Origin of the sequence: Proteinivorax hydrogeniformans, assembly GCF_040515995.1 — a bacterium.
Classification (GTDB): Bacteria; Bacillota; Proteinivoracia; order Proteinivoracales; family Proteinivoracaceae; genus Proteinivorax; species Proteinivorax hydrogeniformans.
This window is the reverse complement of the sequence record NZ_CP159485.1, coordinates 63200-82283: the sequence shown is the minus strand read 5'-3', so window position 1 is coordinate 82283 and position 19084 is coordinate 63200. Positions and strand designations below refer to the sequence as shown.

Genomic DNA, 19084 nt, shown 5'->3' with positions numbered 1-19084 from the left:
ACCTTAATTATAGACCAATTGCAACAATTTATGTAATTAAACAAAAAAGGTGGTAATAACCACCTTTTAAGCCATTTGTTTTGCTAAAAAACTTGCGGCTACTTCTGCCATTTTTCCTTCTATTTCTTTAAAAATAATATTATCTTCTTTACTACAAATTATCACTGATCCTATAGGGTCGCCATTTGCTATAATTGGTGCTACTAATTGGTCTGAGAACTCAATATTATCATCTTCTAAGACATTTAAACCTTTATCTGGAGCTGTATTAGTTTTAACTGTCCTTCTCTCTTCCATGGCCCTTTCAACTGCGTCTCCAACGCTTTTGTTCATAAACTCTTTTTTAGAGCCACCAGATACTGAAATAATTGCATCTCTATCGGATATTGCGCAAATATGTCCTAAGGTTTCAAACAACGATTCTGAGTATTCTTTAGCAAAGTCACCTAGCTCACCAATTGGCGAATATTTTTTTAATATTACCTCTCCATCTCGATCAACAAATATTTCTAAGGGATCTCCTTCTCTAATCTTTAAAGTTCGCCTTATTTCTTTAGGTATCACAACTCTACCCAAATCATCAATTCGCCTAACAATACCTGTAGCCTTCAAATTATTCCCTCCTCTGTAAGTCTAGTCTAATGCTAGTATTTATCATAAAGAGGGAGTTTATTCATTTTTTACCACTAGGTTAAAATTTAGTCATTTAATCTATTTTTTACATCTACTTCTTGTCTTAACCTGTTTATTAAATCTGCCTCTGCTTGCTTAGATCTTTGTTGCATTATATGGTTTGTTATTTGGTTTTTCACTTCACCATCTAACTCTCTGACGTAACCTTTTTCTTCATCTAACACCTCAATAATGTGCCAGCCAAAGCTTGAATTAACAGGGCTTTCATTGAGAGTACCTACTTCCATAGAAAAGGCGGCATCTGCAAATTCTCCATCTAAACCATCAGGCGGAATAAGACCAAGGTTGCCGCCATTCTCACCGCTAGGACAGGTGGAAAACTCCATTGCCAACTCTTCAAAATCTTCCTCTCGCTCCGTGATTCTAGTAATTATAGCATTTGCCTGACTTTCGCTTCCCACAAGTATATGCCTTATTTTTCGCTTATCACTTTCGGCAAAAGCTTGAATGTTCTGATTATAAAACTCCTCTATTTCTTCGCTTGTCACACGCTCTAACTCCCCATCTGTCTTAGAAATCAACCCTTCCACGGTTACTATTTTCTCTATTACCTCTTTAAAGTCAGATGTTGTCGCTCCATACTCTTCTAAGGTCCTGATAAACGCTGACTCACTTTCATAAATTTGATTTATTAAATCATTTTCAATCATCTCATACCTTTTAATTACATCTTCTTTGTCAGGTGTTACACCCTGGTTTAACGCCTCTTGGTATAATAGCTCTTGATTGATCAACTGCTCTAAAAAGTCCGCTTTAGCATCTTTAGGCAAACCCTGCTGTTGCCCAAATATTTTATAACGAAGGGCAATCTCTCTTTCTAGTTCCTCCCTTGTTATTTCCATATCACCGACAACAGCTACAACATTACCATCCCCACTAAAACATCCAGCTAGCATAATAACTGTCAATACTAACGCTGTCATAGCTGTGATTTTTTTTCTCAGCAATTTATACCACTCCCCATTTTAAAGTTGTATTAATTTTACCAAAGTAATGAAAGTTAAACAAGCATATTGATTAATTTTCACAAGAAGTTAAGCTGTGCAAAAGTTCTTCAGTTTTATGCAGAACATCAGCTTTTTTTATTTTCTTTAACCCCACTGTTAGGCCACCTACTGTAGAAAACTCTAGTTTGCGATTTTTTTGTTTAAGTTCTAGCAAACTTCTACCATCTATATCTACTTTATCCTCATAAAACTTTATTTCAATACTGTATTCATTGCCAGCAGTGTTTATATATCCTAGGCTTTTACACTTAATCCTTTTAATTTTTAGCTTTTGCGCTAACACCTTAAGCCTAGCAATGTGAAGTAGGTTTTCTACCGGTTCTGTCAATCTACCAAACCTATCCATTAGCTCGTCTTCAATAACCTCTACACATGTAAAAGTCTGGCATTGTGATATTCTTCTATAAAATGACACTTTTAATGAATCGTTCATCAACTTATCAGGTATATAGCTAGGCAAAGGAAACTCTAGCGACACTTCCAACGGTCTTTCCTTTACAGGTTTTCCTTTAAGTTTATCCACTGCATCCTCAAGCATTTGACAATATAAGTCAAAGCCTACTTTTACCATAAAACCATGCTGCTCCGCCCCTAAAATGTTTCCTGCTCCTCTGAGTTCTAAATCTCGCATAGCAATTTTAAAGCCAGACCCTAGCTCGGTAAATTCTTTTATTGCTTGAAGTCTTTTTTGAGCAATTTCTGTTAGCACCTTGTCTTTTTGATATGTCAAATAGCAGTACGCTAATCGTTTACTTCTTCCTACCCTGCCGCGAATCTGATATAGCTGTGACAGGCCAAATTTATCAGCATCATATATGATTAGGGTATTCACATTTGGAATATCTAGACCTGTCTCGATGATTGTCGTGCTTAGCAAAATATCGTGCTTACCCTCTAAAAATTCTAGCATTGTTTTTTCTAGTTTCGTTTCAGACATTTGTCCATGACCAATGGCTATACGGGCATCTGGAATCATTTGCTGAAGATCATTAGCCATTTTACTTATAGTGGAAACCTTATTGTAAACAAAGTAAACTTGTCCCCCTCGGTTTAACTCCCTCTTAATTGCAGCCCTTATAGCCTCTTTATTATACTCTAGGACATATGTCTGTACTGGAAACCTGTCCTCAGGAGGTGTTTCTATTACGCTTAAGTCTTTAATTCCTAACATGGACATATGTAAGGTTCTAGGGATGGGTGTAGCAGAGAGCATGAGAACATCTATATTTTCTTTCATTTGCTTTAGTTTTTCTTTATGAGTAACTCCAAAGCGTTGTTCCTCATCTATTATCATTAGTCCTAAATCTTTAAAATCAACGTCCTTTTGTAAAAGCCGATGAGTTCCTATAGCTATATCTACCTCGCCTGTTGCAAGCTTTACTAACCCTTCTTGTATTTGTTTTTTACTACGGAATCTACTAAATACCTCAACATTTACAGGGAAGTCGGAAAACCTCTCGATAAAGGTTTTATAGTGTTGTTGAGCTAACACAGTTGTGGGCACTAATACCACGACTTGCTTAGACTCTAAAACAGCTTTCATCGCTGCCCTTAAGGCAACTTCCGTTTTCCCATATCCCACATCACCACAAAGCAATCTCTCCATGGGAAAAGAAGACATCATATCCGCTTTAGTATCTTTGATAGCGCTATGTTGATCTTTCGTTTCTTTATACGGAAACGATTCTTCAAACTGATTTTGAAAGGTTGAATCGGCACTAAACTTGTGGCCTTGACTAGACTTTCTTTTAGCATAAAGTTCTATAAGCTTTTCTGCCATCTCTTCCACTGATTTCTTAGTTTTAGAGGTTATCTTGCTCCATTCGCCACCTGACAGGCTATTTACTTTTGGCTCTTTTCCTTCGCTTCCTATATATTTTTGCAATGGCTCTAGTTGGTCTAAAGGCACATATAGTTTGTCTTGCTTGGCATATTGAAGGTGTATATAGTCTTTTTTACCCCCAGCTACTTCAAGGGTTTTTACACCTTTAAAAATCCCAATTCCATGAGAGGTGTGTACAACATAATCCCCTATCTGTAGCTTTGATACATCTGTTACCTGTAGTTTAGATTGTTTAGGTTTTCTTTTGTTGGCTTGGTAGCTTGTTTTAAAGATCTGGTTTTCAGTAAATACAGCCACCTGACCGCCATCATAAATAAAACCTTCCTCGATATCGCCATGGTGAAAAACAAGCTTGTTATCCAAAACTTTTGTGCTTATGTTATATTCCTCAAGCCCTTTTAAAATCTTTTGTTTGTTGCTATCTGTAGTATAGCTAATATAAACCTTAAATCCCTGCTTAAGCATGTCTTTAACTTCCGAAAAAAACATGTTCACTTGTCCAGCAAAAACCGGAGTCTGTCTAAATGGGAGTGATATGGATTGATCTAACTTAACACCCTCCATACTCCGCAAAAGTAAAGTAAAGTGAAGCGCAGTTTTTTGCCTTAATTTACGCCAAAAATCTTCACTTTCAAAGTATAAAGGAATATCTGCAATCAACTTGCCGCTTTCTATAAGGCTTTTTATTCTCAGCTTTGCATCTTGTTCCCATTCTTTAAGCTCTTTTCTTATAATCATCGTCTCATCTAAGGCAACCACATAGTGAGACAGAATATCCACCAAACTTTGTGGGTTTTTATAAACAAGATAGTTATATTGATTAAGTTCGTTAAACTGAACTTTATTTTGAACTTTTTCAATATCTCCGCTTATTTTATCCCGCAAGGTTATATCTTTTATCGTTCTAAGTTTGTCTTCTAACTGTTTTAATAAGTTTGTCTGGCCTTCTTCATCTAGTACAGTCAGTGTTGCGGGGAAAATCTGAACTTTCTCCACCTTTTTTTGTGATCTTTGACTTGAGATATCGAAATATTTGATGGTCTCAAGCTGCTCACCGAAAAACTCCAACCTTAGGGGAGCTTCTTTTGTTACAGGGTAAACGTCTAAAATGTCTCCTCTGATGGTGTATTGCCCCTTGTTTTCTACCACATCTACTTTTTTGTAACCGCTTTGTGTCAGTTTGGTGCTGATTTTTTCAAAATCGTACTCTTTATCAGTCTCAAACAGCACTTGCTTGCTTTTAAGAAAATCAATGTTTGGCAAAAATTCCAAAGCAGAAGTTGCTGTAGCTATGACCGCAGAAACTTCTTCGTTGGCTATTTTAGCCAACGTTTTTATCCTTTGAAGTTCAATGTCTTTACTACTATGATCCACCTCTCCTGGCAGCATAGGGTTTTGCGGAAATACCACTATTGACTCCTCATTTATGTACCCCTGCAATTGACTTCTTAATTTTTCTAGGTTTGCTTTGTCGTTTACAAGTATTAGAAGCTTGCATTTTTCTTCCTTTATTATGTTAGCTAAAACAAATCCTTTCTGCCCACCTGACAAACCATAAACTAGCTGACTTTTGTTTTTTGTGATGTTCTCTATTATTTTTTTATATTCTGCGTTACCGCTTAAAAGGTTTAACATGTTAATCCCCCTCTACAACCAATAAAAAAGCCTTGATAGGTCAAGGCTTTTTTATGCTGTTTACCAGCCCTATAACTAGTGAGTTATAAATAATGTGGCTAAAAATCCCACTTAATATACCATAAAAAACATTTCCTGTTAGTCTGTAAACTGTAATGGTTATATAACCAAAAGCTGTATGACCTAAAATAGAAAAAATAGCAGGTAAAACAGAAACTCTTTCTTTTATTTTTATTTCTGTCAAAGCTTCTATTACTCCGAATGTTATATGTAGGTATAAAATACTCCCTGCTATTAGCCCCCCTATGGTCTTGAGGGTTTCCTCTACTACAGCGGCAGCAATGACAGAATAGTCTTTGCTTTTAGCATAAACAAATGTATTTATGAAATAAGCAGTTGTGGTTACTATAACAGTGATTAAAATAAAAGTTAGAATTGTTATCAAATCTACCTACCTCTCCATAAGTTTAATGATGTCTTGTTGATAAATTATACCCACCAACCTATCGCTTTCATCCACAACTGGTATCGTGGATAAACGGGATTTATATATAGTTTGCATAGCGTCTTTTATGTTCTGACTTTCCTTTAAAATTGCAGGGTTAGAAACCATAGCAGAAGTAACCGGCAGGTCAGCACTCTCTGCTAACTCATTGATAAAGCGCTGTGGATTTCTTAGGTTTATCAAGCTCCCTAATAGCAAGTCGTTGTCCATCTCCATTTGTTCTTTAGGTTTAAATATCTCTTGCTCTGTTATTATTCCCAAAACTTTTTGTTCATTATCTACAACAGTTAGACTGTCGACACCATTTACCGCAAGTAGGTATGCTGCATCTTTTAAAGTCGCTCGATAATTTATAGTAAAGACAATTTCCCTAACTACATCCTTTATCAACACTGCCTTTCCCTCCTATCGTCATACAATAAAAAAACTCTTCTTTTTATTGTATTCTATTAAAGTAAATAAATTTCCTTTAATCTGTGTTTTTTTGTTGGATTAGAAGTTTAGGCGCAAAGGTGTTAATAAGCCAAGCACCTAACGGAGCTGTAACTATAATTGATAAAACAGCAATTGCCAAAATTTCTTCACCAAATGCTAATCCCATAGAAAGGGCCATCCCACCTACTGCTGCTTGAACAGTAGCTTTAGGTACGAAAGCCAATACTATAAACAATCTTTCCTTGATATTTAAATCACTGTAGATAGTGGCAAGCATGACTCCTAAACCTCTTGCAAGCACCCCGCCAAAAATTAACAACAGTCCTAAAATTGACGCATCTGCTATAACACTAATATCCACCTGCGCTCCTATTAAAATAAACAAAAATATTTCGCCTACATACCAAAGTGAGGCAAAACTATCTTTTATTTTCTGATTATCGCTTTGGCCTGCTTTTTCCTTCAGCACAAAAGCAAAGGACATTATTCCTAAAAGACCTGCTATATTCATCACCTGACCTAAAAGATAGATTGCGATAGCAGCTGTAAAAACAAACCCTATATAGTCATTGCCCTTTATATCAATTTTTTTCAAAACCCAGTTTAAAGCTAGAGCAACTATTGCACCTAATATGAGCGCAACTACTATTTCATAAGGAATTCGTCCTAAGTTTACTAACTGAAAGCTTCCACCTTGAGCTGCCATGGACAAAAAAGAGGTAAGAAGTGTAATCGCAACTACATCATCTACCGACGCTGCTGCTAACACAAGGACGGGAACTCCTTTATCCATGCCCCAACCCCTTTCCTTTAGCTTTAACATAGAAGGCACTATTACAGCTGGAGAAACAGCTGCTAAAACGAACCCCAGCACGCCTGCTATGGCAAAATCTAAGTCAAACAGTAACATAGCCAAAACGGTTACCGTTAAACCCTCAAATATACAGGGTATGAAGCTTAAAAGAGTTGCAGTTTTCCCCACTTTTTTCAGCGTGGAAATGTTAAGACCAATACCAGCCCTAACTAATATTATGATTAAGGCTAGCATTCTAATTTCTTCAGAAAGAGCGTTGATTTCCTCTACAATTAAGTCCATGCTAAAAGGACCAATCACCCAGCCTAGAAAAATTAATCCAATTATGTGTGGAAGACCTATCCTTTTAGTTATTCTCTTTGATATTATGCCTAAAGTGATGATAATAATTAGACTTAGAAGCATTTTCTTTTCCTCCTTTTTATGTATTCTGCCCACAAAGACAAAAAAAGACACCTGTCCCTTGGGGACAGGAGCCATCAGCTTTTTTAGCAATTTAGATATAAAATCAAGGTGAGCTCCATCACCTATTTTTTATTATATGTACTCATCAATTGTTCTATTCCTATTCCATTACAGAAATCTTCTAAACTCTTCTTCACTTGTACAAGGACTTGAGAAATTTCTTCGCACTCTTCTTTGGTGAAATTGCCCAAGACATGGGCGGTAACGTCCTTGCCATTTTGGGGTTTCCCTATACCTACTTTAATCCTTGGAATTTCTTTACATCCTAAGTGGTCTATTATGGATTGGAGACCTTTCTGCCCACCTGATCCACCTTTAGCCTTAATTTTGAATTTGCCGACCTCAGTATCTAGATCATCGTATATAACAATAACGTCTTCAAAATTCAGGTTAAAATAGTTTGCTATCTTGCTGACCGACTCTCCACTTAAATTCATATAAGTGAGAGGTTTTACCAGCATTATTTTTTCACCTTTTAGGTTTGTTTGGGCGCAAAGACTATGAAATTTTCTCTCTTTTGTAAATTGTAACCCCATTTTATCAGCCAAATTATCTACCGCCATAAACCCAACGTTATGACGGTTAAGCTGATATTTTGGTTCTGGGTTACCTAATCCCACAACTACTTTCATGCTTTCCTCCTTGCTTAAAAAAGTGACGCATATGGTTGCGCCACTTTTTTTATATAAATTTATTCTTCCTCTTCTTTTCCTTTACCGATGACTTCGGGCTCTGTAATCTCTTGTTCTTCTGCCTCTTCGCTTTCCTCTTGGGCAGATACTATGGACACTACAAGCTCTTCCTCTTCAGTTAAAAGTTCAAGCTTTTCGGGTAGGTTAACATCTTTAACATATAAAGCATCACCTAGTTCTAAGCTAGAAACATCTACCTGAACATGGTCTGGCAGGTCATTTGGAAGACCCTTTACTTCAATTTCTTTGATCTGTGTTTGAACTATACCATTTTTATTTGCTTCTTCCTCACCTACAAGCCAAATAGGAACTGTTGCAACCATTTCATCAGTCATAGATACCCTTTGTAGGTCGATATGTAAAATATCTCCCTTTATTTGATCTCGCTGTAACTCTCTAACCATGACAGAGTGATTTTTGTCACCTAATTCAAAAGTTATTACTGAGTTAGCACCTAAACCTGCATTCATTAGGGAATTAAAGTCTTTAAAATCTATAGCCACAGGTTGACTATCTATATTCTTACCATATAAAATCCCCGGTATCTTACCTTCTGCCCTTAACTTCGAGTTTACACCTTTTACAGAGCTTTCTCTAGTTTGTCCTCTCAATTTAAAAGCCATGAAAATTCCTCCTTGTAAGGTTCATATTCTAAATCTTATTGAAGATTATACAAGCTAATAATGATTTAGTCAAACTTAGTCAAATATTTCGCTAATTGACAGATTTTCATGAATCCGTGTTATTGCATTGCCAAAGAGTTCTGCTAGGGAAAGAATCTTAATCTTTTCAAGTTGTTTCTCTTTTGGCAGTTTGATTGAGTTTGTAACCACTATCTCTTCTAAAGGAGATTTCTGAAGCCTCTCCATGGCAGCCCCGGAGAAAACAGGGTGGGTACAACAAGCGGCTACGCTTTTTGCTCCTTTGTCAAGCAGCGCTTGCGATCCCTGTGAGATCGTCCCCGCTGTATCTATAATGTCATCTACTAAAATAATATCTCTATCTTTAATATCTCCAATTATGTGCAGTATCTCTGCCACATTAGCCTCTGGCCTACGCTTATCCATGATTGCAAGGGGAACTCCCAGTCTTTCAGCTAGATCTCTTGCCCTTGTAACTCCACCCATGTCAGGTGAAACAACTGTCACATTTTCTAAGTTTCTGTTTTCTTTATAATAGTTAGCAAGCAAGGGGATAGCGGTTAAATGGTCCACAGGGGTGTCAAAAAAACCTTGGATTGGCGGTGCATGCAAGTCTAATGTTAGCACCCTGTCCGCTCCCGCTGTGGTAAGCAGATCAGCAACTAACTTTGCTGTAATTGGCTCTCTAGCTCTAGCCTTTCTTTCCTGTCTTGCATAACCGTAATACGGTATTACTGCTGTGATTCGAGAAGCCGAGGCCCTCTTTATAGCGTCAATCATAATCAGAAGTTCCATTAAATTCTCATTAGCTGGTGCTGAAGTTGGTTGCACAATGAAGCAGTCAGCTCCACGTACACTTTCTTCAATACGAACTGTAGCTTCACCGTCACTAAATCTATATACTTCGCCATTACTTAGAGAGCAGCCGCATGAAGCAGCTATCTTTTCAGCTAACTCTTTATTCGCTGAACATGAAAAAAACTTAGGTTTTTGGTCTAGTAAATTCATTTATTATAAATCCTCCCTTTACGTTTTAATAACTTTCTATTTTTTTCTCCAATTTTTCTTCACTGTTTCCCTACCTCTAGCAATCACTAAGCTCTCAGAAGGCACATCTTTGCTGACTGTTGAACCAGCAGCAACAAATCCATCTTCTCCCACAGTTATTGGGGCTATTAAGTTGGAGTTGCTACCTATAAAAGCACCTTTTTTAATTAGGGTATGATGTTTGTTTCTGCCATCATAGTTTACTGTAATTGTACCACAGCCGATGTTAACGCCCTCTTCCACTGTACAGTCACCCAGATAACTCAAGTGAGAAGCTTTGCTGCCTTCTCCCACCTTTGCGTTTTTGATTTCTACAAAGTTCCCTAACTTCACTTTGTTGGATACAACACACTTTGGACGTATGTGGGTAAAGGGTCCAACTTGAACGTCATCTCTAACTTCTGAATCTTGGACTTGAGATTGAACTACCACAGTGTTCCTACCTATTTTAGAGTTTACAACGGTCGCATTAGGGCCTATTACAGCTCCTTCTTCAATCATTGTGTTTCCCTTTAAAAATGTCATTGGATAGACAGTCACGTCTTGAGCGATCCGGCACTCTGGACTTATGTATGTGCTTTCGGGGTCTATAATAGTAACCCCTTCTTGCATTAATTCCAGATTGATTTTGTTTTGCATAACTTTTTGGGCATGCTGCAGCATCACTCTATCGTTTATACCTATCATTTCTGTGGAATCTTCCATCTGCATAGCCCCAACATCCATTTGATTCTCAATCATTATTTTTAATACATCAGGGAGATAATACTCGCCTTGGGCATTGTTGTTCTCCACATTTTTCAATAGCTTAAACAATGTCTTGGCTTTAAATATAAAAATTCCTGTATTAACTTCTTTAATTTTCTTTTGGCTTTCTGTAGCATCTTTTTGCTCTACCACCGAGGTTACATTGTTTTGTTCTCCTCTTATCACCCTCCCATACCCGGAAGGGTCTTGTTGGTGGGCTGTTAAAATAGTTCCTTCATATCCCCCATCTAAATGATAATCTGTCAGCTTTTTTAAAGTCTTTGAAGTCAATAGCGGTGTGTCACCACACAAAATCAGTACATGCCCAGGAAAATCTTTTAGTTTTCCCTCAGCCTGCATTACAGCATGCCCCGTCCCAAGTTGTTCATCCTGAGTGACAAAGTCACTTCTGTTGTCGAATCTATCAATAATCTGGTCTTTTTGGTGCCCCACTACTGTAACTACCTTTTTGGTTTTTATGCCGTCTAAAGCATCATATATGTATTCTAACATAGGTTTGTCCAGTATTGTATGTAAAACCTTCGATTTTTTGCTTTTCATCCTAGTTCCTTTACCTGCAGCTAGCACAACTGCTGCAACAGACTTATCCATACTTTTCCCCCCAAAAAATTGCATTATTATATATCATTAACTATAACTTATAAATAATACAAGGTCAAGAAATGCAAAAATTTAAGGGAGCATGGAAATGCCCCCTTAACTTTCTGTTTCTTCTTCCTTATAATTGTTATACGCTTCTAATACAGCTTCTTGTATCATGCTTCGCGTTTCGGTTCTAATAGGGTGTGCGATATCCCTATGTTCCCCATCATTACCCTTTCTGCTTGGCATTGCTACAAAGAACCCGTTTGTACCTTCTATAACTCTGATGTCGTGTACCACAAACTGATCATCAAAGGTTACAGAAACAATTGCCTTCATTTTGCCTTCCCGGTTGACCCTTCTGATGCGAATGTCTGTTACTTTCAAAGTTTGCACCCACCTTCTTATGTGATTTTTCACTTATCACCTTATTCAATAAAAAATGGCAAATTCCTGCAATTTTTGTACTTTTTTAAATATTATTTTTAAATTTTACCGAAATAAGTTCTTTTTGAAGTGATTTTAAAACTTTGTTTAGGTGGGACTGCCCCCTTGTTTCAAGGCATACGTCAACTTTGGCAAAATTTATGGGTACATCAGGAGATAGACGGTTGTGGTTTATGTTTATAATATTAACACCGTTTTGGGCAAATATAGTTAACAGCTTGTTTAGCTCTCCAGGGTTGTCTTCTATAGCTACCTCCAAAAAGGCAATTCGGTCAGCTTTAACTAACCCTCTTCGTATAATTGAAGAAATAACGTTAATGTCAATATTTCCACCAGTAAGAACTGCTACTGTATTGCCCTTTAGATTCTGCACTTTGTTATACAAAAGCGCAGCTACAGTTGTTGCTGCTGCTCCCTCAACTACAAGCTTACAGCGCTCTAAAACAAACAATATAGCTCTAGCTATTTCTTCTTCAGAAACAGTAACAGCTTCGTCTAAATACTTTTCAATTATCACCATTGGCAACTCACCTGGCTCTTTAACTAAAATCCCGTCAGCCATAGATTTTGCGGCAAACTTTGAATTTTTGATTTTCTTTAACTTGCTATAAATGGGAGTGGCAGCTTCACTTTGCACTCCTATTATTCTAACTTTTGGGTTTTGCTCCTTTATTGCTAAAAGAGCTCCAGCAATAAGTCCTCCTCCCCCCATGGGTAGGAGGACGTTTTCGATGGTGGGTAACTGTTTTAGCAGCTCTAATCCTATAGTGCCTTGACCTGCTATGATATGGGGGTCATCAAACGCGTGCACATATGGGCGATTTTCGTTTTGAGAAATTTCTTTCGCTATTTGATAGCACTGGTCATAATTTTTTCCTTTTAAGATTACGTTTGCTCCATACTGACTGGTGGCTGTCGCTTTAATTATTGGGGCTCCTTCAGGCATTACAATGACGGAGGACATCCCATGCTTTTCAGAAGCATATGCTACACCTTGGGCATGATTCCCCGCTGACGCTGCGACGACACCATAAGCACTCTTTTCCTTATAAAGTTGACTTATTTTATTAGCAGCACCTCTAATTTTAAAAGATCCTGTCTTTTGTAAGTTTTCTGTCTTAAGGTAAATAGGGGTGCCACATAGATCAGTCAAGGTTTTTGAAGGTTCTAGGTTAGTTTCTTTAATTATTGATGATATGTTGTGCTGAGCTTTTTTAACATCTTCTAATGTTACTTTCAAAGGATTGCCTCCCTATATTATTATCTAGATAAAACCCTACCTCCCTATTACAATTTCTCTTTTAAGTTCATTTATATTCTTCAGTTTTAACAGATAATAATATTCATCAACTAGCTTTTTTCTAGGTTTTTCGGTGTCGATAATAACACCTATTCCTTTAAGATTGCAATTATACTCCTTAACTAACTCTGACAACCCTTTTGCTGTGCCACCTGCTTTCATAAAGTCATCAAGCACTAACACATTTTTTGCAGGTTGCATAGCCCTCTTATTTAGGGACATGGTCTGAATCCTTCTGTTAGATCCAGAAATATAATTTATTGTCATTACAGGTCCTTCTGTAACTCTATTTTCTCTTCTAGCTACCACTACTTCTGCGTCTAAATACTTTGCAGCTGCCATAGCTATAGGAATTCCTTTTGTCTCAATTGTTAGGACGTAATCAATTTTTTCATCTTTATACTTCGTTGCAAACAACAGGCCAAGGTCATCACAAATCCTAGGATGATAAATTACGTCCGAATAATAAAGATAGCCACCTGGCAAAACCCTATCTGAGTTTGACAGTATTTCCTTTAAATTGTTCAAAACTTCATCTTTTTTGTTCTCGCTGCTATAGGGGGTAAACTTCACACCCCCAGCTGCCCCATGGGTAGTCTCAACGTCGCCAAACTCTTTTTCCTTAAACAACTTGCTAATTAACTTTATATCCTCACTCATACTGGATTTTGCCACATCTAACTCTAAAGCAAACTCTCTCAAAGGATATACTCTATTTGGATTTTCCAAAAGTTTTTTACTTAGCAAAATCGTTCTTTCACTTCGCTTATATTTCCCCACACCTTCCACTCCTTCCGAACATTTTTTAGCATTTTGCTGTTATGCGTTCGTGTTTTGGCGAATTTTATCGCATAACTAAATCAACCGGTTAAGGTTGATTAGTTGCCGACTTTTAGCTTTTGCAAGGATGTCTCTGCTATTTTAAGGTCTTCCTCTTTGTCGATGTCGGTACCTAGCTGTGGGTATGAAGATCTAATAGCCTTAACTTCAGAATCTAGTAAAGACCCTAGTTTTTGTTCTAGTTCTTCGATGGTGAGGTTGTTAGCTACAAGTTTGGCTAAAAATCTAAACCCTAAAAGCTTAGCCAACTTTATTGGCGACTTTCTCATAGCAACCAACTTTTTGCCAATCTGCTCACATTTTACAACACAATCTGTATCAATTAAAGCAATATTTCCTCCAGTAAACGTACCTTCCTTAATTTTAACATAGGTTCTCTTAACTTTAGGAAACATTTCTTCATTGCTTCTCTTATCAATTATAGGATAGTAGATGTCCGCGGTGTGCATACTAGCTTTTTTTAAAAAGTCCCTTACTGATTGGCGGGTAATCATAGGTATATCTGAGGTCACTATTAGCAACTTTTCACCAGACCACCCTCTAGTACAAGCTTTAACATTATCGACGATATCTCCTTTTTGTTGAACCACTTTAAAGTCGTAACTAGCTTGTAGTTTTTCTAGTGGTTGTTTGGGTCCTACCACTAAGATTTCCTCTATGCCCTCTAGTGAACAAATTACTTCTAAGACATATTGCAGCATAAATTTGCCGTTTATTTTCATAAAAGCTTTGTTTTGTATTTTTTCACTTTTATCACTCATATGCTGTGTTTGTCTTTCGTCACCAGCTAGTATTACCGCTCTTATTTTTTGCACCTACTCCACCTCTTTTAATTAGACGAATTTTGTTACAAAAACTTCTTCAGATAGTGGTCCTAGCCCTTTAGCTATTTGTATAGCTTTTTCATACTCCTCGCATAACCCAAACACTGTAGGTCCGCTTCCAGACATTAGTGCTCCATTAGCTCCCATTTCACAAATTTTGTTTTTTAGTATTTTTACATTACTATATCTATGCAAAGTAACTAATTCTAACACATTGCCTAGATAAGTACATATCCCTTTTTTATCTTGTTGTCTTATCGCATTTAACATGTTTGAAGTGTCCGGATGGTTTGAAATATTGCCTATACTTAAGTTTTGATAAACTTCTTTTGTGGAAACACCGAGATTAGGTTTAGCTAGCACCACCCACAATGCAGGAGCTTTATTTATTATTGTTAAATCTTTACCAGTCCCTGTTGCCAACTGTGTACCACCTTGAATGAAAAACGGAACATCAGCGCCCAGTTCTCCTGCTATACTTTCCATCTGCTTTACATTTAAGCCTAAATTCCAAAGTTTATTTAGCCCTAGTATAGTGGTAGCGGCATTGCTACTACCGCCGCCTAAACCTGCAGCAACAGGTATCTTCTTTTCTATCTCAATAGATATCCCTTTGTTAACACCAGTTTTTCGCTTCACAAGCTCTACAGCTTTATATACTAAATTACTGCTACCATTAGGGACAAACGGGTGTAAACAGTTTACCTTTAGCTGATCGCACTTCCGGAAATATATATTGTCTGCCAACTCTATTTCCTGCATTATCATTTTTACTTCATGGTATCCGTCTTCTCTTTTATATAAAACGTCTAGAGTTAGATTGATTTTCGCTCTTGATTTTAGCTTCATTATATAGGCTTAAAACCTTCCCCCCTTAAATACTTAATATATAATCTATTTTCTTATTATACTAGAAACTAGACTATCACTCTAGACTTTTTTTGTTGAAATCAAAAAATTCTTTTAACCCATGCTTGCAACCTTGTTTTTACCCTTGTTAGCTAAGCATTCCTCAACCACTTTACCAGTAAGCTCTAAATCTTCATAAAAAATCACTAGGACATCTCCTTTTTGACACATGTTTAAAGCTTCCCTAATAGCTTCATCTTCGGGCAGGACAGTCTTATAACTGTTCTTAGAGGTTCCTTCTCTAATTAATCCTTGTTCAAATAAGTCTGCTACCTCGCCTCTTTTCCTGCCTCTAAGCTCTTTGTCTTCTTTAAGTATTAAGAACTGGCACGTTTTAGCGGCTATCGCTCCCATTTCTACTATATCATCATCCACACGATCTCCTGGAACTCCCAACACCGAGAGTAGCCTGTTGGGTTTTAACCCTTTGGCAAACTTAAACGTCTCTATATATCCATCCTTGTTGTGTCCATAGTCCACAACTACAGTTATACCCTCTGCTTCAAAAACATTACACCTTCCCGGGTTATGCTTTTGCCCGTCAAAGTTACATAACTTTTCTTTAACCTTTTCTAAAGAATTGTTTAATGCTAGATTTGCTCCAATAGCTGCCATTACATTTTTAACGTTATGAAGCGCTTGCCCTTTGAGGGTTATTGGAATCTTTTCTAACGGCAAAGTTATAGTATTTTTATTTCCTTCTGCAATAATTATGTTGTTATTTTTAATAAAAATCCCTTTTCCTCCTGCCGCTATATGCCTTTTAAAAACTTGGTTTTCAGTAGGCTGAATAGAAAAGTAAATAACTTTAGCCTTTTTATTCCTATCCGCCATCCTTACTACATATGGATCGTCTGCATTTAACACTAGACTCCCACTAGGTTTTACTGCTTCAGCCACTAATGATTTAACAAAAAATAGGTCTTCTAAGCTATTGACACCGTCCTGCCCAATATGGTCCTCAGATAAGTTGGTAATAACGGCAACGTCAGCTAAGTCGTATCCTAGTCCTCTCTTTACAATACCTCCCCGCGCTGTTTCCAGCACTGCAACGTCTGTAGTTGGGTCGTCCAAAACTACAGCAGCGCTAAAAGGCCCGGTGGTATCTCCTTTTTCAATAAGGGTGTCATTTACGTATATTCCATCTGTTGTCGTCATTCCTACATTTATGTTTTTTCCCCTTAAAGTATGTGAAATAAGCCTTGTAGTGGTTGTTTTCCCATTTGTCCCGGTTATTGACACAATTGGTATGGTATGGTTTGCGTTTTTAGGAAATAGGTAGTTTACTATTTTTTCACCTACTTTTATTGGTTTGCCATGGCTTGGGTGAAGATGCATCCTTATCCCGGGTGCTGCATTAACTTCAATAATTGCACCATTTTCTTTTGTCATGGGATTCGCTATATCATCTACCACTATATCAATTCCCGCAATGTCTAATCCTATAATTTTAGCTAATCTCTTTGCTAATCGGATGTTATCTGGATGTATTTCTTCAGTAACATCTATGGCTATGCCACCAGTGCTGATATTGGCATTCTCTCTTAGATAAACTACCTCTTTATCTTTGGGGGTGTAGTTCATAGTAAGGTTTTGTCTAGCTAACGCCATAAATACCACTGGGTCAACTTTTATTTTTGTCAATGGCTTATCATGGTCCTCTCCCCTTAAAGGATTAAGGTTTTCTTTTTCAATAAGCTCTTTGATGGTATGAATACCATCACCTGTTACATGTGCCGGCAACCTTTCGGACACAGCCACTACTTCATCATTAATTACTAGTACTCTATAATGTTTTCCATTGACATGCTTTTCAACAATGACTCTATCGCTGTAATTTTCAGCAACTTTATAGGCACTTCTTATTTCGGTTTCTGTGCTTAAACCTAAGGCTACACCTTTTCCTTGGTTGCCGTCACAAGGCTTAAGTACCACAGGAACTCCTACTTTTTTTGCCAAGTCCACAGCTTCATCTTCGTTACTAGCTATTTTACCGTAAGGTACGGGTATTCCACTTTTTTCTAATATTCTCTTTGTTAAAGTTTTATCAGATGCTATATCTACAGCAACACAGCTTGTATCCCCAGTAATTGTTGCTTCCACCCTTTTTAAATACTTACCTAATCCTAACTGAAGCATACTGCTGTTGTCATCTAAACGCTTAACAGGTATATTTCTTTTTTGAGCAGCAGAATATATAGATTCGGTGCTTGGTCCTAGACCATACGTACTCTTAACCTCATCCATTTTTGCTAACCAATATTCACCAGTTGTTTGCTCATTGTTTATAATCGATTGGGCCATCTCTACAGCGATTTTTAATGCTTCTCTTCCTACATTGGTGTTTTTACATTCTGTTATCACATAATAACAGGAAGGTTTTTCATACAGCCTAGTTTTTCCATAGTTTACTTCGTACCCAACTTTATTTTGCAGTTCTATGGCTATGTGCTCAATTATATGGCCAAAGTAAGTCCCTTCATCTAACCTAATTCCAAACCCATTTACCTCTGCAATACCACACCCATGTTCCACTATGGTAGGTAAGATTTTCTTTAAGTCTTGATTAAAGTGAGGAATTTCCCGGCTCTCTATCCCACCATATTTTCCTAAGTCCAGTGTCATTTTAACAGCTGGTCTGTGACAGTAAATGTTTCTACCTGGAAATTCTCTTATTTCTAAGATTTCCATCGTTTACCTCCTCTAATCAGTTATAGGCTTTCTATTTTTTAGGTCAAACCTGTAGCCATGGGGCAGAATATGTACTACCATGTCCGTTATCGCCAAGGCTTGCTTTGGCTTAAGCTCTGAAACGTTGGTATAGGTTGAGTTAAAACCATCCACTATGGTAACTGTTTGAGAACCTATAACCTTTAAATTTGCTTGCGCATCAACTAAGATGGCTGTGTCCTCATCTATTCCAATCCCTAAAATATAAGGGTTTTGCGCTACCGCTGAAATAAGTCGTCCCAATCTACCTCTTTGAGCAAAGTGCTGATCAATGACTACTTGATTGACTAACCCCATTCCTGGAGCCATATTTAAGATATCCATTTGGGGAGTGGAATCACCATTTCCTCCGATAATCATCGTTGCACTCATAGCTGCAGCTCCAGCGCTGGTTCCTGCAATTACTACACCTTTTTTATAAGCCTTTTGTAAACTGAAATCAACTGGAGTTCCACCAAGTAATGAGGTTATTTTGAGCTGGTCGCCCCCAGTGAAAAATATGCCTGTAGCTTCTTCGATAGTCCTTTGGGCTACTTTACTGAAGCCATCCGCCCTACTGTCTATTTTCAGGACCTCCACATCTCTAATACCTAGATCCTTAAAGATATCGCTGTACATTCTACCCACACTGTCGGACTTTTCAGCTGCAGTTGGCATAATAACTATCTTAGCTTCCCGCCCTTCTTCTGCCAGCTTCACAAACTCCTTTAGTATAGTACAACCCTTTTCTTTATCTTCAGCACCTCCTATAATCAGGAGATTTCCTTCTATTTTTTCCAAAGTGCAGTTCACTCCCTATTATTAGTTAATAATAGTATTTACCCTAATTTATGGTAATATGCAGGAGAGTTTTTTAGCTTATTGCAAAACAAAAGCTGTTAAGAATTTCTTCTTAACAGCTTTTGTG

At 37.4% G+C, this 19084-nt stretch carries 17 protein-coding genes and 1 riboswitch; all 17 genes read right to left on the bottom strand.

The genetic code is table 11. The features are described 5' to 3' along the window. Window positions 1-66 precede the first annotated feature (66 nt). The 17 genes from spoVT to PRVXH_RS00305 all read right to left on the bottom strand — a co-directional run bounded on the left by spoVT (window position 67) and on the right by PRVXH_RS00305 (window position 18957). On the bottom strand, window positions 67-612 hold the full coding sequence (gene spoVT, locus PRVXH_RS00385) for a stage V sporulation protein T (protein ID WP_353893356.1): 546 nt from the start codon (window positions 610-612) through the stop codon (window positions 67-69). Window positions 613-698: 86 nt separating this feature from the next. Beyond that, a complete protein-coding gene (locus PRVXH_RS00380; RefSeq protein WP_353893355.1) occupies window positions 699-1640 on the bottom strand; it encodes a peptidylprolyl isomerase in 942 nt (313 codons plus the stop codon). 70 nt (window positions 1641-1710) lie between these two features. Beyond that, the gene (gene mfd / locus PRVXH_RS00375) at window positions 1711-5178 is read right to left on the bottom strand and encodes a transcription-repair coupling factor (protein ID WP_353893354.1); all 3468 of its coding nucleotides are present in this window, start codon (window positions 5176-5178) and stop codon (window positions 1711-1713) included. Window positions 5179-5218: 40 nt separating this feature from the next. Beyond that, window positions 5219-5623: a hypothetical protein gene (locus PRVXH_RS00370; RefSeq protein WP_353893353.1), complete on the bottom strand. Its 405-nt coding sequence runs from the start codon at window positions 5621-5623 to the stop codon at window positions 5219-5221. Between the two features lie 6 nt (window positions 5624-5629). After that, window positions 5630-6076 (bottom strand): CBS domain-containing protein, encoded by a 447-nt coding sequence (locus tag PRVXH_RS00365; protein WP_353893352.1) that lies wholly within the window; start codon window positions 6074-6076, stop codon window positions 5630-5632. 76 nt (window positions 6077-6152) lie between these two features. Further along, window positions 6153-7337, bottom strand: a complete 1185-nt coding sequence (locus tag PRVXH_RS00360) for a cation:proton antiporter (RefSeq protein WP_353893351.1) — start codon at window positions 7335-7337, stop codon at window positions 6153-6155. Window positions 7338-7395: 58 nt separating this feature from the next. Beyond that, window positions 7396-7469, bottom strand: a riboswitch (Fluoride riboswitch). After that, window positions 7460-8029: an aminoacyl-tRNA hydrolase gene (pth, locus tag PRVXH_RS00355; RefSeq protein ID WP_353893350.1), complete on the bottom strand. Its 570-nt coding sequence runs from the start codon at window positions 8027-8029 to the stop codon at window positions 7460-7462. (Overlaps the previous riboswitch by 10 nt.) A gap of 59 nt (window positions 8030-8088) precedes the next feature. Continuing rightward, a complete protein-coding gene (locus PRVXH_RS00350; RefSeq protein WP_353893349.1) occupies window positions 8089-8712 on the bottom strand; it encodes a 50S ribosomal protein L25 in 624 nt (207 codons plus the stop codon). Window positions 8713-8787: 75 nt separating this feature from the next. Then, window positions 8788-9738 carry a ribose-phosphate pyrophosphokinase gene (locus PRVXH_RS00345; RefSeq protein ID WP_353893348.1) on the bottom strand — a complete coding sequence of 317 codons (951 nt, stop codon included), beginning with the start codon at window positions 9736-9738 and terminating at the stop codon, window positions 8788-8790. Window positions 9739-9774: 36 nt separating this feature from the next. Beyond that, complete coding sequence (gene glmU / locus PRVXH_RS00340) at window positions 9775-11136, bottom strand: bifunctional UDP-N-acetylglucosamine diphosphorylase/glucosamine-1-phosphate N-acetyltransferase GlmU (protein WP_353893347.1); 1362 nt, start codon at window positions 11134-11136, stop codon at window positions 9775-9777. 105 nt (window positions 11137-11241) lie between these two features. Then, window positions 11242-11514, bottom strand: coding sequence for a septation regulator SpoVG (gene spoVG, locus PRVXH_RS00335; RefSeq protein WP_353893346.1), 273 nt, complete (start codon window positions 11512-11514; stop codon window positions 11242-11244). Window positions 11515-11599: 85 nt separating this feature from the next. Beyond that, the gene (gene ilvA, locus PRVXH_RS00330; protein WP_353893345.1) at window positions 11600-12814 is read right to left on the bottom strand and encodes a threonine ammonia-lyase; all 1215 of its coding nucleotides are present in this window, start codon (window positions 12812-12814) and stop codon (window positions 11600-11602) included. Window positions 12815-12850: 36 nt separating this feature from the next. Beyond that, entirely contained in the window at window positions 12851-13654 is an 804-nt protein-coding gene (gene purR, locus PRVXH_RS00325; RefSeq protein WP_353893344.1) for a pur operon repressor, read from the bottom strand. A gap of 98 nt (window positions 13655-13752) precedes the next feature. Further along, window positions 13753-14529, bottom strand: coding sequence for a nucleotidyltransferase family protein (locus PRVXH_RS00320; protein WP_353893343.1), 777 nt, complete (start codon window positions 14527-14529; stop codon window positions 13753-13755). A gap of 18 nt (window positions 14530-14547) precedes the next feature. Then, window positions 14548-15387, bottom strand: a complete 840-nt coding sequence (ispE, locus tag PRVXH_RS00315) for a 4-(cytidine 5'-diphospho)-2-C-methyl-D-erythritol kinase (RefSeq protein ID WP_353893342.1) — start codon at window positions 15385-15387, stop codon at window positions 14548-14550. A gap of 114 nt (window positions 15388-15501) precedes the next feature. Further along, complete coding sequence (gene cphA / locus PRVXH_RS00310; RefSeq protein WP_353893341.1) at window positions 15502-18138, bottom strand: cyanophycin synthetase; 2637 nt, start codon at window positions 18136-18138, stop codon at window positions 15502-15504. A gap of 12 nt (window positions 18139-18150) precedes the next feature. Beyond that, on the bottom strand, window positions 18151-18957 hold the full coding sequence (locus PRVXH_RS00305) for a cyanophycinase (protein WP_353893340.1): 807 nt from the start codon (window positions 18955-18957) through the stop codon (window positions 18151-18153). Window positions 18958-19084 lie beyond the last annotated feature (127 nt).

Bases quoted from the DNA above. Each gene is read 5' to 3' on its own strand.
- mfd (WP_353893354.1), bottom strand. From the start codon at position 5,178: ATGTTAAACCTTTTAAGCGGTAACGCAGAATATAAAAAAATAATAGAG.
- glmU (WP_353893347.1), bottom strand. From the start codon at position 11,136: ATGGATAAGTCTGTTGCAGCAGTTGTGCTAGCTGCAGGTAAAGGAACT.
- PRVXH_RS00345 (WP_353893348.1), bottom strand. From the start codon at position 9,738: ATGAATTTACTAGACCAAAAACCTAAGTTTTTTTCATGTTCAGCGAAT.
- PRVXH_RS00350 (WP_353893349.1), bottom strand. From the start codon at position 8,712: ATGGCTTTTAAATTGAGAGGACAAACTAGAGAAAGCTCTGTAAAAGGT.
- pth (WP_353893350.1), bottom strand. From the start codon at position 8,029: ATGAAAGTAGTTGTGGGATTAGGTAACCCAGAACCAAAATATCAGCTT.
- PRVXH_RS00360 (WP_353893351.1), bottom strand. From the start codon at position 7,337: ATGCTTCTAAGTCTAATTATTATCATCACTTTAGGCATAATATCAAAG.
- ispE (WP_353893342.1), bottom strand. From the start codon at position 15,387: ATGAAGCTAAAATCAAGAGCGAAAATCAATCTAACTCTAGACGTTTTA.
- cphA (WP_353893341.1), bottom strand. From the start codon at position 18,138: ATGGAAATCTTAGAAATAAGAGAATTTCCAGGTAGAAACATTTACTGT.